We start from the raw sequence: 16,119 nt of genomic DNA, 5'->3' as shown, positions 1-16,119 counted from the left end.
TGTCCTTGTTGTTCTTGGGGCAGAACACTCTAGGGGAGGGGCTTGCACACCAGCCAATACCAGAGCGGCATGGCGGCTATCGCGTTTCCTGATGGCTCAGGCGGGGGGCAGCGTGAGGATCTGTTCGACCAGCCAGGCCAGGGCGGGGTCGTGCTGACGGTGGCTCAGGTGTACCAGTTCCAGTTCGAAAGGCTCCAGGGCAAAAGGCAGTTCGTGCACCGCCAAGGGCAGCAGGTGCGCAAACTGCTGGGCCAGTTGCCGCGGCAGCACCACACACATGTCGGTGGCTGCGGCCAGATGTGCGGCCTGCAGGTAGTTGGGCGTGGTATAGGCGATTTGCCGGGTCAGGCCTTGCTCGGCCAGCCACTGGTCGACCATGCCCCGGGTCTGGCCGCCGTGCACCCAGATGTGCCGCAAGCCCAGGAATGCGTCGAGGTCCAGTGCCTGGCCCGGCGCCAGGTGCGGGTGCTGCTGGCGCAGCGCGATCTGCAGGGTTTCACGGCGCCAGGGGTGGCGGGTGAAGCGCGCCGGCACCTCGTCGAAACGGCCCAGTACCAGGTCGAGGTCGCCCCGGTCCAGCGCCTCGGCCGGCAGGTTGGGGGCCAGGTGCACCACGTCGATGCGCACGTTGGGGGCCAGTAGTTCCAGCCGCGCCAGGAGTGGCGGCATGCACAGCTGTTCGACGAAATCGGTGAGGGCGATGCGCAACTGGCGATGGCTGCGCTGTGGCTCGAAGCCATCGCCGGTGCCCAGCGTCTGCTCGATCTGCTGTAACGCCGCACGTATCGGCCCCTCCAGTGCCAAGGCCCGTGGCGTCGGGCGCATGCGCCGGCCCACGCGGACCAGCAGCGGGTCGCCCAGCTGGTCACGCAGGCGCGCCAGGGCATTGCTCACGGTCGGCTGTGTCAGGGCCAGACGCTCGGCTGCGCGGGATACGTTCTGTTCACGCAGCAACATGTCGAAGACGCGCAGCAGGTTCAGGTCGAAGTTCGAAATATTCATGCCGAAAATATATGGCATACGAAATGGAAATTTCAAAAATACCTTCGGCCTGCTTAGGGTGATCACAGTCCTCATACCTACAAGAAAGCAGGAGCGTTGCGCGTGAATACTCCCTTCCCGATCAATCAGGTGGCTGTGATAGGTGCAGGCACCATGGGCCGCGGCATCGTCATCAGCCTGGCCAACGCCGGGCTGTCGGTGCTGTGGCTGGACTGCAACGCGGCAGCGCTCGAAGCCGGGCTGGGCATGGTCAGCCAAGCCTGGGCCCAGCAGGTGGACAAGCAGCGCATCACCCAGGCCCAGGCCGACGCCTGCCTGGCGCGTGTGCAGGTCGTGGACGGCTATCCGGCATTGGCGGAGGCCGACCTGGTGATTGAAGCGGTGTATGAAAACCTGGCGCTCAAGCAGGAAATCTTCCGTGCACTGGATGCACACCTCAAGCCACGTGCAATCCTGGCCAGCAACACCTCGGCACTGGACATCGACGCGATTGCCGCCGTCACCCAGCGGCCGTCCCAGGTCCTGGGGCTGCATTTCTTCAGCCCTGCGCATGTCATGAAGCTGCTCGAAATCGTGCGTGGGACACACACCGATCAGAAAGTGCTCGACGCTGCACGCGCGCTGGGCGAGCGCATGGGCAAGGTGGCGATAGTGGCAGGCAACTGCCCTGGGTTCATTGGCAATCGCATGTTGCGCAGCTATGTGGGCGAAGCGCGCAAGTTGCTGCTTGAAGGGGCGTTGCCACATCAGGTGGATGCGGTGCTGCAGCAGTTCGGCTTCGCCATGGGGCCGTTCCGCATGTACGACGTGGTGGGCATCGACCTGGAGTGGCGCGCCCGGCAGTTGGCCGGGCAAGGCATGCACGACCCGCTGGTGCAGGTCGATAACGCGCTGTGCGAGCTCGGTCGTCTCGGGCAGAAGACCGGGCAAGGCTATTACCGCTATGCGCCCGGCAGCCGACAGGCCGAGCATGACCCGCAGGTCGACGCCCTGGTGCTGCAGGTATCCCAGAAACTTGGCTACCGACGCCGGGGCATCAGTGCCGAGGAAATCCTCGAGCGCTGCCTGCTGGCACTGGTCAACGAAGGGGCGAAGGTTCTCCAGGAAGGTATCGCCGCCAGCAGCGGCGACATCGACCAGGTCTGGCTCCACGGCTATGGCTTCCCGGCTGCCACTGGCGGGCCCATGCGCTGGGCCGACGAGCAGGGGGCGCCGTTCATCCTGGCCCGGCTGGAATACCTGCAGGGCGTGCTTGGCGAGCATTGGCGCCCGGCAGGGCTGCTCTACTCACTTGTGGCCGGTGGCAAGCGTTTCGAACCGCGTGGGGAGGTTCAGGCATGAACTACCAGGCGCCCCTTCGCGACATGCGTTTCGTGCTGCATGAACTGTTCGACCTGAGCGGACATTGCCAGCAACTAGGTATCGAACTGGACCGCGACACCCTCGACGGCATCCTTGAGGAGGCCGCACGTTTCACTGGCCAAATCATCGCCCCGCTCAATCGCAACAGTGACGAACAGGGCTGCCAGTGGGTGGGCGGCGAGGTCACCACCCCGGACGGCATGCGGGACGCCTATCGGCAATACGTCGAGCATGGCTGGGCCAGTATGACCGGGCCGCAGGCCTATGGTGGCCAGGGATTGCCGCAGATGGCATCGGCCAGCTTCCATGAAATGCTGATGGCGGCGTCGTTGTCGTTCCGCATCTACTCCGGCCTGACCGAGGGCGCGGTCCTGGCGTTGCATCGCCATGGCAGCGAAGCACTCAAGCAGGCCTACCTGAGCCGGATGGTCAGTGGCGAGTGGGCCGGCACCATGTGCCTGACCGAGCCGCAGGCCGGCACCGACCTGGCGTTGCTGCGTACCCGCGCCCAGCCGGAAGCGGACGGCAGCTACCGCATTACCGGCAGCAAGATATTCATCAGTGGTGGCGAGCACGACCTGACCGACAACATCGTTCATCTGGTACTCGCGCGCCTGCCTGATGCGCCGGCCGGTGTCAGGGGCATCAGCCTGTTCCTGGTGCCCAAGCTGCTGCCCGGTGGCGAGCGCAACGCGCTGGGCTGCGGGGCGCTGGAACACAAGATGGGCATCAAGGGTGCCTCGACCTGCGTGATGAATTTCGACGGTGCCCAAGGCTGGCTGGTGGGGGAGGCCAACCAGGGCCTGGCCTGCATGTTCACCATGATGAACGATGCCCGCTTCCAGGTCGGCCTGCAGGGGCTTGGTATTGCCGAGGCCGCTTTTCAGGGGGGGCTGGCCTATGCCCGGGAGCGTCTGCAGTCGCGCTCGCTTGCCGGGCCGGTGGCTGCGGAAAAGCCTGCCGATCCGATTATCGTCCATCCAGACGTGCGGCGCATGCTGCTGACCCAGAAGACCCTTACCGAGGGTTGTCGCATGCTGGGCATCTACACCGCTCGGCAACTGGACCTGGAGCACGCTGCGAAAAGTGCACCGGCGCGCCAGGCGGCAGCCCGGCGGGCGGCGTTGCTGATCCCTATCGTCAAGGCGTTCTTCACCGACGTCGGTCAGGAGGTCGCCAGCCTTGGGGTGCAGGTGTATGGCGGCCACGGCTACATCCGCGAGTGGGGCATGGAGCAGTTGATGCGCGATAGCCGCATCACCCAGCTTTATGAAGGCACCAACGGCATACAGGCCCTCGACCTGATACGCCGCAAGGTCCTGGGGGACGGCGGGGCCGAGCTCAATCTGCTGATCGACGAAATGGCGCTGCACGTCAGGGCTGCCAATGCGCTCGGCGGCCTGCAGGCCATGGCGACCGCCGTGGGGCAACGTTTGGAGGAGTGGCGCGCCTTGTCCGGCCATGTGGTCGAGGCCTGTCAACGCGACCCTCAGGAGTCAGGGGCAGTGTCGGTTGATTTTCTTGCCTACTCGGCCTACGTGCTGTTGGCGGCGATGTGGTTGCAAGCGGCTGTGCATGCGCAAGCAACGCTTGCCGCCGGCAGCGCGGAAACGGCCTTCTACAGGGCCAAGCTTCATGCCGCGACGTTCTACTGGCGGCGGCTCCTGCCCCGCGCCACCGCTCATCGCGAGGCCCTGCTGGGTGGCGCAGATTGCCTGATGGCGCTACCAGAGAGCGATTTCGCGTTCTAGCGCACGGCAAACCACACGAACAAGGAGAGTGCGATGCAGCCTTTCAGCTTTGCCACCACTGCGCAGATCCTCTGCGAACCCGGCGCGGTGCAGCGCCTTGCAGGCCTGTGCCGTGAGCGCGGTGCCAAGCGTGTATTGATCGTCAGTGACCCGGGTATCGCCCGCCTAGGCATGCTCGATGACCTGCTGCCGGGGTTCACGGCAACCAAGGTCGGCGTGGCGATCTTCAGTGAGGTTACGGCCGACCCCAGCGAGGCATGCGTGCTGGCGGCCGTCCAGCGCGCCCGGCATATCGGTGCCGACCTGGTGGTGGGGTTCGGCGGCGGCAGCTCGATGGATGTGGCCAAGCTGGTTGCGCTGCTGGCCCACCGCGACTGTTCGCAGCCCATCGCCGAGCTGTACGGCATCGACAAGGCCAAGGGCCGCCGGCTGCCGTTGATCCAGGTGCCCACCACGGCAGGTACCGGTTCGGAGGTGACGCCGATCGCCATCGTCACCACCGGTGCCACCACCAAGATGGGCATTGTTTCGCCGCTGCTGTTGCCAGACCTGGCAGTGCTCGACGCCGTCTGCACCCTCGGCCTGCCAGCGGCGGTGACTGCTGCTACCGGTATCGACGCCATGGTGCATGCCATCGAAGCCTATACCAGCCGCCTCAAGCGTAACCCGCTGTCCAGCCTGCTGGCCCGTGAGGCGCTGCGACTGCTGGCGGATAACCTTGACCAGGCTGTGCACAACGGCGGCAACCTGCAGGCCCGCCAGGCCATGCTGCTGGGGGCTTGCCTGGCCGGCCAGGCCTTTGCCAATGCACCGGTGGCGGCGGTGCATGCCCTGGCCTATCCGCTGGGTGGGCACTTTCATGTTCCCCATGGCCTGGCCAACGCGCTGGTGTTGCCGCATGTGCTGCGCTTCAACCTGCCGGTGGCGGCAGTGGACTACGCCGAACTGGCCGTGCCGCTGCTGGGGGCCCGTTTGCAGCCCGGCGATCAACGCCAGCAGGCAGAACAATTCGTGGCCGAGCTGGCCGCGCTGAGCAGCCGCTGCGGGTTACCGGACCGCCTGCGCGACGCCGATATACCACGTCATCGGCTTGGCCAGCTGGCCGAAGACGCGATGCAACAGCAACGCCTTTTGGTCAATAACCCGCGTGAAGTCACCCAGACCGATGCGCTGGCCATCTATGAGGCAGCCTACTGATGAGCCACCTCCGGCAACGTGAACACTATCGGCACTTCACGCCCATCACCACCCGGTGGCACGACAACGATGTCTATGGCCACGTGAACAATGTGGTTTATTACAGCTTTTTCGACAGCGCCGTGAACCGCCTGCTGGTGCGGCAGGGCGGGTTGGATATCGACCAGGGGAGGGTGATCGCGCTGGTGGTCAGCTCCGCCTGCGACTACCAGGCGCCGGTGGCCTTCCCGCATGACGTCGAAGTGGGCCTTGCGGTGAGCCGGTTGGGCAACACCTCGGTGCACTATCAGTTGGCCGTGTTCCTTGCCGGTCAGCCATTGGCCTGCGCCACCGGCCGCTTCGTCCATGTATTCGTCGACCGCGAAGGGCGGCGTCCGGTGCCGGTGCCGGACTGCCTGCGGCACGTGTTGAGCGAACTGCAGCCCCTATCCCCTGAGGAACAGCCATCATGAAAGACGCCGTGATCGTCGCCACTGCTCGCACCCCTATCGGCAAAGCCATGCGTGGCGCCTTCAACGACCTGAAAACCCCCAGCATGACGGCTGTCGCTATCCGCGCCGCAGTAGAACGTGCCGGCATCGAACCGGCACAGGTCGATGACCTAGTGCTGGGGACTGCCATGCAGAGCGGCACTGCCGCGATCAACCCGGGGCGGCTGTCGGCGCTGGCCGCCGGCCTGCCCCAATCGGTCAGCGGTCAGACCGTCGACCGCCAGTGCGCTTCAGGCCTGATGGCCATTGCCACGGCGGCGAAGCAGATCATGGTTGATGGCATGCAGGTGACCATTGGCGCAGGCCAGGAGCAGATCAGCCTGGTGCAGCAGGTGCACAACCAGCTGGCCAGTGAGGCTTACGACCCCGCGGTGCTGCGCATGAGCGAGCACGCCTACATGCCGATGTTGCAAACGGCCGAACGGGTGGCCCGGCGTTATGGCATAAGCCGCGAAGCGCAGGATGTCTACGCCCTGCAGTCTCAGCAGCGCACGGCGGCGGCGCAGGCGGCAGGGCTGTTTGCCGCTGAAATCGTGCCGGTCATCGCACGCAAGAAGGTGGTGGACAAGCTGACAGGTGTTGTCAGCCATGAAGAGGTGCGCCTGACCCAGGACGAAGGGAACCGGCCGGCGACGACCCTGGCCGATCTGCAGGGGCTCAAGCCCGTGGTCGAAGGCGGTTGTGTCACGGCCGGCAATGCCAGTCAGTTGTCCGATGGCGCCAGTGCCTGCGTGCTGATGGAGGGCGCGCTGGCGGCGCACTCGGGCACTGCAGCCCTGGGGCTTTACCGCGGTATCGCCGTGGCTGGCCTTGCCCCCGAGGAAATGGGCATCGGCCCGGTATTGGCAGTGCCCAAGCTACTGCGCCAGCAGGGCCTGACGGTAGACGATATCGGGCTATGGGAGCTGAACGAGGCGTTCGCCTGCCAGGTGCTGTATTGCGCCCAGCGGTTGCAGATCGACCCGGCGAAACTGAACGTCAATGGCGGCGCCATTGCTATCGGCCACCCCTACGGCATGAGCGGCGCGCGGATGGTCGGCCATGCCTTGCTGGAGGGCAAGCGACGTAAGGTGAAGTACGTGGTCGTGACGATGTGCGTGGGCGGCGGCATGGGCGCAGCGGGCTTGTTCGAGGTGCTTTAGGCCGGTACCCAGGGCCAGCCCATGGCGGTGACCGGGACGCAGGCGCAACCCGCGCCCACAGTGTCCCGGCCAGGGCTGGTTATGAGCCTACAGCAACCGCGTGGCGCAAAGCCGGCTGTGGCAATTGGCGGAAACCTTCACTGATGGCAGCGATCAGTTCCGCGTCCTTGACGGGGCACAACCCGGGGAACGGTTTGTTGGCATGGGTGAGCACGGCTTCGACGCTTTCCTGGTTATCCAGGTAAACCTGCCTGATTGCCTGGCTTTCCAGGTCTTTGCTGTCGCTGCAGTTCAGGGCGTGGTGAATGGCGAGCCCGGCGCCAAACGCCAGGGCTGGGGTTGCAATACCGTGCTTGCGGGCAAGGTCGATGCTGCTGAGGATGCGTTCGTTGCGTTGCAGCTTGCGCAAGGGGTCGCGGCCTACCCGGGCACACGGGTCTTTGAACGAGGTTTTGCAGCGCTCGAGGAATGCCTCGGCAAAGCGGCTGACCACCTCGGCCATCTGTGGGTATTCGGCCACCAGTGCAGGCGCGACCTCCTGGCGAATCAGGCGCTCGGCCAGTTCACTCACTCGCGTATCGCCCATGCCCTGGCCGACCCAGGCATGGCCCAGCAGGCTGGCGTACCAGGCCACGATGGCGTGCGGGCCGTTCCACAGGCGGTTCTTGATGATCTGGATCTGGGCAATGTCTGGGACTGTCTTCACCTGGCGCAGGCGTTCGAGAAGATCGCTGCCGCGCTCGGCGTAAAGCGGCATGTCGGCTTCGCTGTTGAACAGCACCAGATGCAGCTGGCTCATGGCGCTGCTGGGCTGTGCAAAGGGCCTGAAGTGGCCGATCAGCCTTTCGTACTCTGGTAGCGGCGCCGAGGGCTTGCGGGTGCTTGCAGGCTCGTCTTCCAGGCTGTTCTGGAACATCTGCGACTTGATGCGCAGTTGCCGTACCAGCGCGTCGTTGCCCAGTTTGGACACGATACGGCTGACCACCGTTTCGGCGAAATGGGTCTTCTGCAAAACCTGCTCGCTGATCGCAGGCGGGCACAGCAATGCCAACTCGGCTTGCACATGACGCCGCACGAACGCCGCACCGCCAACCTTGTTCAGCACGATCAACAGGGTCAGCTCGCGGCCTCGGCGCTCGAAGCGTTGCAGCAGGCCTTGGGCGATCACCCTGGCCTGGCTTCTGATGGCCTGCTCGGGCAGGCTCAGGCCAATGATTTCGGCAGTGGTGTACATGCCGATGACGGCGTCGTCATCGTCCATGTCGATCATGCGCACGTTGTCGATGGTCTGGTCGAATGACGTGGCACCGTAGCGCACGCTGTAGCGGCCGAAGGCGCTGACGCTTTCGCGCAGCATGCGTGAGCGGGTTGCGGCAATGATTTCACGCGGTCGGGTGTAGCCGTCCCAATGGGAAAATACCTGTGTCAGGTAACCGCCGCCGATGGCGCCGAAACCATGAATGCCCACGCTGAACTGGTTCATCGAGGCCGGAAACGGCTCGCTCAATGCAGGCATGCCCAGGTCGGGTACGCACTCGCTCAGGTCGGCGAGAAATTCATGCATGCTGCGGTAGGCTTTTAGCGCGCCCGCCTTGATTTCCGGCGCAGGCGGCTTGATGTCCTCGATCAGGATCGCCTGCCCTTCAGCACGCATCGCCGACAGCATGCCGTTTTCCGAGTCCTCGACCATGAAGCACTGGCCTGGCTCGCAATTGAGCGCGCGGGCGGCTTTCAGGAAAATCTCGGGGTGGGGTTTGCCTTGGCTGACTTCATCGCCACAAACGGTGATGTCGAAGTACTTCAGCACGTTGGCGTTGATCAGGTATTCCTCGGCAATGGCACGGCGGCTGGAAGTGGCCACCGCCATGGTCAGGCCTGATTTGCGCAAGCGCTCCAGCACCTCCAGCAGGCCGGCCTTGATTGGTACGCCGTGATTGCGCACGTACTCCAGTTCAAGTTCATCCGCGCGTTGGCGGATTTCGGCGTACGGGAAGTCGTCGCCGTTATGCGCCTTGGCAAGGGCCTCGGCCTTCTTTGCGCTCAGGCCCAGCGAGCCAATCAGGGTCTGCTCGCTCAGCGCTTTGCCGAAGATTTCCAGAGAAGCTTGCTTGAGTGTCTTGAAGCGCAGGCGCTCGGTGTCGAAGAGGGTGCCATCCATATCGAAGATGGCGCTGAAAATGTGTTTACCGTGAAAGAAAAGCATTGGCTGTTGCCCCTTGTCGTTGCGTCAGGCACTCCGCCTGCAACAGGCGAGTACGGTGTGTGAGCTGCCGAGGAGGCAGTCAGGTCGGAGGCACACGTTCGACAGCGGGACGCTCAGGGGTGACACAGAGGTAAGGCGGAGCGGAGCGGGGGGTGCAGAGAAGGTTGGCAACCTTCGAGGCGAGGCGGGTGGCGCGTTTGGCCTTGAGTTCACGCCCACTGGCTGCGGTCGGTTTCGCAGGCAGTGGGCGCAAATAGCGATGGATACGTGTGATTCCAAGCATGAGGTGCTTTGCTTCCTTTTCGTCATGGGTGATCCCTTTTTCAGCCTTGCACGTATGCGCCGTGACATGCAAGGCTTGGCCTCCCGCGCGAATTGCGCAACAAGGTGAACCCCAATGACCCAAGCTACCGACCAGGCCTTTTACGATCGTGCCGATGCGCACATCGAACTGGCGAACCAGCAGATCGAAAAGTTCGAAGACCTGGGCAAGGTAAGCGCCTCGCTGACCTTCGGTGCAGCGCGCTTCAGTGCCTGGATGAGCGCCCGCAGCTTCAAGAGCGGCGCGGAACTGGGTGCGGCACGGGAAGAGATTCTGAAGTACTTCTGCGACCAGTACCGGATGATGCTCGAGGACAACCTCGATGAGCATATCGAGCATTTTGACCGGTACATGCTGGGCAAGGACGACTAAGCCAGGCGCGCCGCTCCCTCAGCGATTTGGCCATTTCTGCAGCAGGATCGAAACGAATTTTTCCGCAGCCGGCGACAACGATGCGCCGCGCCGGTACACCAGCCCTAGCGTGCGGGTGACTTGCGGCTCGATCAACGGCACGCTCACCAGCGTGGGGTGGTCGGCATTGGGCATGGCCAGGCTGGGCATGGCGGACACGCCCAGCCCGGCCTCGACCATGCCCAGCGACGTGGACAGGTGTTGCACTTCGTAGAACCACTTGGGCCGCAGGTTGAGCCCGGACAATGCATGGTCCAGCAGCATGCGGTTGCCACTCAGGCGGCCGACGCCGATCAGGCGGTAATCAGCCAGCTCTGTCCAGGTAACGGAGGCACGATTCGCCAGTGGGTGGTCACGCCGGCAGGCCAGTACAAAGTGCTCCTGCACCAGCGAGACAAACTCGATGTCCGGGTGCTGGCCACTCATCATGTTGATGCCGAAGTCGGCCTCGCCGCGCAGTACGGCTTCGAGCCCGTCGTTGGCGCTAAGGTCCAGCAGGCGAATGCGGATTTTCGGGTATTGCTCGTTGTAATCGCGGATCACCGACGGCAGGAAGTAGAACGCCGCGGTAGGAATGCAGGCGAGGGTAACCTGACCGGTCTGGCGCTCGGCCAGTTCGCGGATGCTGAGGATCGAGTCTTCAAAGTCATCCAGCAGGCGCCTGGCCTTGGGCAGAAAGTCGCGGCCCACGCTGGTCAGGCTGACCCGGCGAGTGGTGCGTTCCAGTAGCGAGGTGCCCAGGCCTTCCTCCAGTTTCTTGATCCGCCGGCTCAGGGCCGGCTGGGACAGGTGAAGCGCTTCGGCGGCCTCATGAAAGCTGCCAAGTTCGGCGATTTTCACGAAAGATCTGATGTCTTGCAGCTCATATTCCATAAAAAACCTTCGACTGGCCTGGTGCTTTATTGATGTTTAAATCGCAATAATAGCTACGATATTTGCATTGGATTGATTTATCCATCCCTGTCACTCTTTTGCCCACAGCATCAATGATGTCCATTGATCAACAAGAGTGCGAAATCATGCAACGAATTCCTTGCGTACTCATGCGCGGCGGTACCTCCAAAGGGCCGTTCTTCCACGCCTGGGACCTGCCTGCCAATGTGGTCGAGCGCGACGAGTTGCTGATCAACCTCATGGGCTCTGGCCATGAGCTGGAAATCGACGGCATCGGTGGCGGCAGCCCGCAGACCAGCAAGGTGGCGATCATCAGCCCGTCACTGCACGCCGACGCCGACGTCGACTACCTGTTCGTGCAGGTCATGGTCGCACAGCGCCGCGTCGATACCGCCCCCAACTGCGGCAACATGCTCTGTGCTGTTGGGCCATTCGCCATCGAACAGGGGTTGGTAAAAGGCCAGGAAGGCAAGACCTTGGTGCGCATTCGCAACCTGAACACTGGCACCTTCGTCAATTCGCTGGTCGAAACGCCCGGCGGGATCGTGCGCTACGAAGGCCGCACGGCGATCGATGGGGTACCGGGCACCGCCGCCCCGGTGCACCTGACCTTCCTCGACGCGGTCGGCAGCAAGACCGGCAAGCTGTTTCCCACGGGCAAGGCCCAGGACGTGATTGATGGCGTGCCGGTGACCTGCATCGACATGGCCATGCCGATGATGGTGGTGGAGGCCAGCCAGCTGGGGGTAAGCGGCTCGGAAACCCCGGCTCAGCTGGACGCCGACAGCGCGCTGCTCGAACGCCTGGAAGCGTTGCGGCTGAAGGCCGGAAAGGCCATGGGCCTGGGCGATGTCAGTGGCATGGTCATCCCCAAGCCAGTGCTGGTGTCCAAGCCTCGCTATGATGGCACGCTGCAGGTTCGCTATTTCATGCCGCACAACTGCCATCGTGCCTTGGCGATCACTGGCGCCGTGGGGCTGGCGACTGCCTGCGTCAGCCCTGGTACCGTGATTGCCGACCTGTTGGGCGAAGGTGCACAGCAACTGGCCGAGGTCCGCCTGGAGCACCCCAGTGGCGGCATCGATGTTGCGCTGACGCGCAGCGGAGCCGATGGCCAGACGATCCAGGCTTCGGTGGTGCGAACCGCCCGGCGGCTCTTCTCAGGTTTCGTCTACGCCCCTACATTCCGCAGGTTGGCCGGGTAGTTCCAGGCACCGATCCAGACCTGCACATTCGTAACAAGCGCATCCGCACAATTTCAACAATGGGTGATGCCTCATGAGACTCGCCAAATCGCTGTATTTCCAGATTCTCTGCGCCGTCCTGCTGGGCGTGGTGGTCGGCCACTTCTGGGCGCAACAGGCCGTGGCCCTCAAGCCGCTGGGTGATGCGTTCATCAAGCTGATCAAGATGATGATCGCGCCGGTGGTGTTCTGCACCATCGTCACCGGCATCGCCGGCATGACCGACAAGCGCTCCCTGGGCCGCTTGATGAGCAAGACCCTGCTGCTGTTCCTGGGCCTGACGGTGGTCAGCCTGGTAATCGGACTGGCGGCGGTCTATCTGTTCAAGCCAGGTGCCGGCATGAACATCGATCCTGCCACCCTGAGCACGGCGGGCCTGAGCCAGTACACCGCGTCGGCCGCCAAGTTGAGCGTGGTGGACTTCTTCATGCACATCATCCCGGACACCTTCGTAGGTGCCTTCAACAAGGGTGAGGTCTTGCCTGTACTGTTCATCGCCGTACTCAGCGGGTTCGCCCTTTCGTCGATGGGCGAGAAAGGCAAGCCGGTCCTGGACGTGCTGGAGTCGGCCTCGACCATGGTGTTCCGCATCTTCGGCTACCTGATGCGCTTTGCCCCGGTCGGCGCTTTTGGCGCACTGGCATTTACCGTGGGTCAGTACGGCATTACGTCCCTTGGCGCGCTGGCCAAGCTGGTGGGGACGTTGTACATCGCCTGCGCGTTCTTCGTGCTGGTGGTGCTCGGTGGCATCTGCCGTGCCCATGGCTTCAGCCTGTGGAAGCTGCTGCGCTATTTCCGCGAAGAGTTCCTTGTGGTGCTGGGGACTTCTTCAACCGAGCCGGTACTGCCGCGAATGCTCGAGAAACTCGAGAAGCTTGGGTGCAAGAAAGGCGTGGTTGGGCTGGTGCTGCCCACTGGTTACTCGTTCAACCTGGACGGTACTGCCATCTATCTGTCGTTGGCAGCCGTGTTCATCGCACAGGCCTGCAACATCGACCTGAGCCTGGGCCAGGTGGTCACCATGCTGGCGATCATGTTGCTGTCCTCCAAGGGCGCGGCAGGTGTCACCGGCAGCGGTTTCGTGGCCTTGGCCTCGACCCTCACCGTGATCCACGACATTCCCCTGGCCGGCCTGGCCCTGTTGATCGGGGTCGACCGCTTCATGTCGGAAGCCCGTGCGCTGACGAGTCTTGTCAGCAACGCAGTGGCTACGGTGGTGGTTTCGCTGTCGGAAAACGCCTGTGACCGGCAGACGCTGCACAGCCGCCTGGATGGCGAGCCGGTGGTCAGCCCCGTCGCTGAAACAGCCGACTGGGTCGCCGAACCGCGCCGCCACGGCTGAGCCCCGACACCCTCAAGCTTTTCACAGCCCCCCACCATGCGTTGCCGGGGGGTAGGGGGCCGTCTGCGCTGCAGGTGGCCACAGACAATAAAAACAAGAGAACAAACCATGCTCGCACTTCTGGGCCTGATCATGGTGGTGACCTTCACCTACCTGATCATGAGTAAACGCCTGTCCCCTATCGTCGCGCTTACCATCGTGCCGATTGTTTTCGCCGTTATTGGCGGTTTCGCGCCAGACCTGGGCAAGATGATGCTCGAAGGGCTGAAAATGGTCGCACCGTCTGCCGCGCTGCTGCTGTTCGCCATCCTGTTCTTCGGCCTGATGATCGACGCCGGCCTGTTCGACCCGTTGATCCGCAAGATTCTCAAGCGGGTGAATGGCGACCCGATCAAGATCGCCATCGGCACCGCCCTGCTATCGCTGCTGGTGGCGCTGGACGGTGACGGCACCACGACCTACATGATTACCTGCGCCGCCATGCTGCCGCTGTACAAGCGCATCGGCATGAACCCGATGATCCTGGCGACCGTATCGATGCTGTCATTGAGCATCATGAGCGGCATGAGCCCGTGGGGTGGTCCCGCCACCCGTGCCATTGCAGCGCTCGGCCTGGATGCGACCGAGTACTTCATTCCGATGTTGCCCACCGTCATCGGTGGGGCGGCATGGGTCGTGTTCACCGCCTACCTGCTGGGCCGTGCCGAGCGCCGGCGCATCGGCAACATTGCCCTGGAGTCTGGTGGCGGCAACTGCTACATCAAGGAAATCCTCGGCGACAACCCGCACAAGCGCCCGCGCCTTGCCTATGTGAACCTGGTGCTGGTGATCGCCGTGATGACCGCGCTGGTGCTGGGGCTGATGCACGCAGCCATCCTGTTCATGATCGGCTTCGTCGCGGCGCTGATGATCAACTACCCGCAGCTGGACTTGCAGAAAGAGCGCATCCTCGCCCATTCGGGCAACGCCATGACCGTGGTGCTGCTGGTGTTCGCCGCGGGCATCTTTGCCGGTATTTTCTCGGGTACCAAGATGGTCGATGCATTGGCCCAGACGCTGGTGGACTGGATTCCGGAAGCGTGGAGCCACTGGTTCCCGCTGGTGGTGGCGCTGACCAGCATGCCGCTGACCTTCGTGCTGTCCAACGACGCGTACTACTTCGGCGTTGTGCCGATCCTGGCCAATGCCGCGGCCGCGTACGGCATCGACCCGGTGGAAATTGCCCGCGCCTCGGTGCTGGGGCAGCCTGTGCACCTGATGAGCCCGCTGGTGGCCTCCACCTTGTTGCTGGTGGGCATGGTCGACCGGGATATCGGTGACTTCCAGAAGGCCACGGTGAAATGGGCCGTGCTCACCTCGCTGGTGATCACAGCGCTGGCGTTGCTCACGGGCGCCTTGTCCTTCTTCGTCTAAGCATTATCGGGCGCTGCCAGGCGCCCCGACTCACGCTCACTCCGAAAACAACAATAGAGTACCGATCATGTCCCGAGCTGTGTTCCGTGGGGCCACCTTAGGCCTGCTTTGCGGCTGGCTACCTGTTGCCGGCGCTTCCGGTTTTATCGATGACAGCAAGCTCAAGCTGCAGTTGCGCAACGTGTATTTCAACGAGAATTTCCGTGACGAGCAGGGTATGAGCGCCCGCGCTGCCGCCACGGCCAAAAGCGAACGGGTGGAATGGGCTCAAGGCTTTCTGCTCGACTACCAGTCAGGTTTCACCCACGGTAAGTTAGGTGTGGGGCTCGATGCACTGGGCCTGCTGGGCGTACGCCTTGATTCCGGCCGCGGGCGCAGCGGTACCGGGTTGTTGCCGGTGCACGACGATGGCCGTGCGGCGAATGAGTTCGCCAGTGCCGGGGTCACGGCCAAAGCCCGCCTGGGCAGCACCGTGGTCAAGCACGGCACCTTGCTGCCAAAGACACCGGTGCTGGTCTACAACGATGCGCGGGTGCTGCCACAGACCTATCAGGGCACTCAGCTGACCAGCACGGATATCGACGGGCTGACCCTGATGGCCGGGCACCTTGACCGCTTCAAGCAGCGTGACTCGTCCAACAGCACCGGCATTTATCTGGATGGCCATGGGGGCGGCAAGTCGGGTGACTTCACCTTTGCCGGTGCCGACTATGCCGTCAGCAAACAACTGCGCCTGAGTGTCTACCATGGCCAGCTAGAGCACTTCTATCGCCAGGATTTTGCCGGGCTGGTACATGACCTGCCGTTGGCCGGCGGAGTACTGACCACGGACCTGCGCTACTTCAAAAGCCGCGACAGCGGGGCGGCCTACGGCGGCGGTATCGACAACCACATGTTCAGTGGCCAGGTGGCGTATGCGCATTCCGGCCATACCCTGGGGGCCGGTTATCAGGTGCTCGATGGAGATGCCGGTTTGCCATACATCAGTGGTGCGACCGTTTATTCGTTCAGCAACGTCGGCATCGGCAAGTTCATCGAGGAGGAAGAGAAAACCTGGATGGCCAGCTACGCCTACAACTTCGCGGCCGCCGGCGTGCCGGGGCTGACCTTCATGACGCGCTACCTGAGTGGTGACAATGGCCGTTCAGGTGGCGAGGGCATCAAAGAATGGGAGCGTGACGCCGAGATTGCCTACGTGGTGCAGGGCGGGCCACTGAAAGGTCTGGGCGTGAAACTTCGCAACTATGTCTATCGTTCGGATTTCGCTCGCGGCCGCGACAGCAACCGCCTGTACCTTACCTACGATATCGCCATCTGGTGATGGCGCGGGCCGGATCGCACACCC

At 63.3% G+C, this 16,119-nt stretch carries 13 protein-coding genes; 10 read left to right on the top strand and 3 right to left on the bottom strand.

The window, feature by feature from the left end; translation table 11 throughout:
• Positions 1 to 96: 96 nt before the first annotated feature.
• Complete coding sequence (locus tag ACF8GF_RS20265) at positions 97 to 1,020, bottom strand: LysR family transcriptional regulator (RefSeq protein ID WP_176684464.1); 924 nt, start codon at positions 1,018 to 1,020, stop codon at positions 97 to 99.
• An 84-nt stretch (positions 1,021 to 1,104) separates the two neighbouring features.
• Between ACF8GF_RS20265 and ACF8GF_RS20260 the strand changes: the two genes are divergently transcribed.
• Genes ACF8GF_RS20260 through ACF8GF_RS20240 form a run of 5 tightly spaced genes read left to right on the top strand, consistent with a single transcriptional unit; the run spans position 1,105 to position 6,945 of the window.
• A complete protein-coding gene (locus tag ACF8GF_RS20260; protein ID WP_392488417.1) occupies positions 1,105 to 2,343 on the top strand; it encodes a 3-hydroxyacyl-CoA dehydrogenase NAD-binding domain-containing protein in 1,239 nt (412 codons plus the stop codon).
• Positions 2,340 to 4,115: an acyl-CoA dehydrogenase C-terminal domain-containing protein gene (locus ACF8GF_RS20255; protein WP_392488416.1), complete on the top strand. Its 1,776-nt coding sequence runs from the start codon at positions 2,340 to 2,342 to the stop codon at positions 4,113 to 4,115. The genes ACF8GF_RS20260 and ACF8GF_RS20255 overlap by 4 nt, the downstream gene beginning before the upstream one ends.
• 33 nt (positions 4,116 to 4,148) lie before the next feature.
• Positions 4,149 to 5,312: an iron-containing alcohol dehydrogenase gene (locus ACF8GF_RS20250; protein ID WP_176684461.1), complete on the top strand. Its 1,164-nt coding sequence runs from the start codon at positions 4,149 to 4,151 to the stop codon at positions 5,310 to 5,312.
• A complete protein-coding gene (locus ACF8GF_RS20245) occupies positions 5,312 to 5,764 on the top strand; it encodes a thioesterase family protein (RefSeq protein ID WP_176684460.1) in 453 nt (150 codons plus the stop codon). The genes ACF8GF_RS20250 and ACF8GF_RS20245 overlap by 1 nt, the downstream gene beginning before the upstream one ends.
• Positions 5,761 to 6,945: an acetyl-CoA C-acyltransferase gene (locus ACF8GF_RS20240; protein ID WP_392488415.1), complete on the top strand. Its 1,185-nt coding sequence runs from the start codon at positions 5,761 to 5,763 to the stop codon at positions 6,943 to 6,945. The genes ACF8GF_RS20245 and ACF8GF_RS20240 overlap by 4 nt, the downstream gene beginning before the upstream one ends.
• Before the next feature lie 79 nt (positions 6,946 to 7,024).
• Here the strand turns inward: ACF8GF_RS20240 and mtlD are convergent, their stop codons facing one another.
• Positions 7,025 to 9,148, bottom strand: a complete 2,124-nt coding sequence (mtlD, locus tag ACF8GF_RS20235) for a bifunctional mannitol-1-phosphate dehydrogenase/phosphatase (protein WP_176684458.1) — start codon at positions 9,146 to 9,148, stop codon at positions 7,025 to 7,027.
• Positions 9,149 to 9,545: 397 nt separating this feature from the next.
• Between mtlD and ACF8GF_RS20230 the strand changes: the two genes are divergently transcribed.
• Positions 9,546 to 9,842 carry a DUF3144 domain-containing protein gene (locus tag ACF8GF_RS20230; RefSeq protein WP_176684457.1) on the top strand — a complete coding sequence of 99 codons (297 nt, stop codon included), beginning with the start codon at positions 9,546 to 9,548 and terminating at the stop codon, positions 9,840 to 9,842.
• An 18-nt stretch (positions 9,843 to 9,860) separates the two neighbouring features.
• Here the strand turns inward: ACF8GF_RS20230 and ACF8GF_RS20225 are convergent, their stop codons facing one another.
• Complete coding sequence (locus tag ACF8GF_RS20225) at positions 9,861 to 10,754, bottom strand: LysR family transcriptional regulator (RefSeq protein ID WP_003247268.1); 894 nt, start codon at positions 10,752 to 10,754, stop codon at positions 9,861 to 9,863.
• Between the two features lie 146 nt (positions 10,755 to 10,900).
• Here ACF8GF_RS20225 and ACF8GF_RS20220 point away from each other — a divergent pair, with 146 nt between their 5' ends.
• The 4 genes from ACF8GF_RS20220 to ACF8GF_RS20205 all read left to right on the top strand — a co-directional run bounded on the left by ACF8GF_RS20220 (position 10,901) and on the right by ACF8GF_RS20205 (position 16,095).
• Positions 10,901 to 11,980 (top strand): 4-oxalomesaconate tautomerase, encoded by a 1,080-nt coding sequence (locus ACF8GF_RS20220; protein ID WP_076403476.1) that lies wholly within the window; start codon positions 10,901 to 10,903, stop codon positions 11,978 to 11,980.
• Positions 11,981 to 12,053: 73 nt separating this feature from the next.
• A complete protein-coding gene (locus ACF8GF_RS20215) occupies positions 12,054 to 13,361 on the top strand; it encodes a dicarboxylate/amino acid:cation symporter (RefSeq protein WP_392488414.1) in 1,308 nt (435 codons plus the stop codon).
• A 108-nt stretch (positions 13,362 to 13,469) separates the two neighbouring features.
• A complete protein-coding gene (locus tag ACF8GF_RS20210; protein ID WP_176684455.1) occupies positions 13,470 to 14,774 on the top strand; it encodes a CitMHS family transporter in 1,305 nt (434 codons plus the stop codon).
• Between the two features lie 67 nt (positions 14,775 to 14,841).
• A complete protein-coding gene (locus ACF8GF_RS20205) occupies positions 14,842 to 16,095 on the top strand; it encodes an OprD family porin (protein WP_392488413.1) in 1,254 nt (417 codons plus the stop codon).
• Positions 16,096 to 16,119: the final 24 nt, after the last annotated feature.

It is taken from the genome of Pseudomonas sp. yb_5 (assembly GCF_043103865.1).
Classification (GTDB): domain Bacteria; phylum Pseudomonadota; class Gammaproteobacteria; order Pseudomonadales; family Pseudomonadaceae; genus Aquipseudomonas; species Aquipseudomonas putida_Y.
The sequence above is the reverse complement of the archived record's forward strand: the minus strand, read 5'-3'. Positions and strand labels throughout refer to the sequence as shown.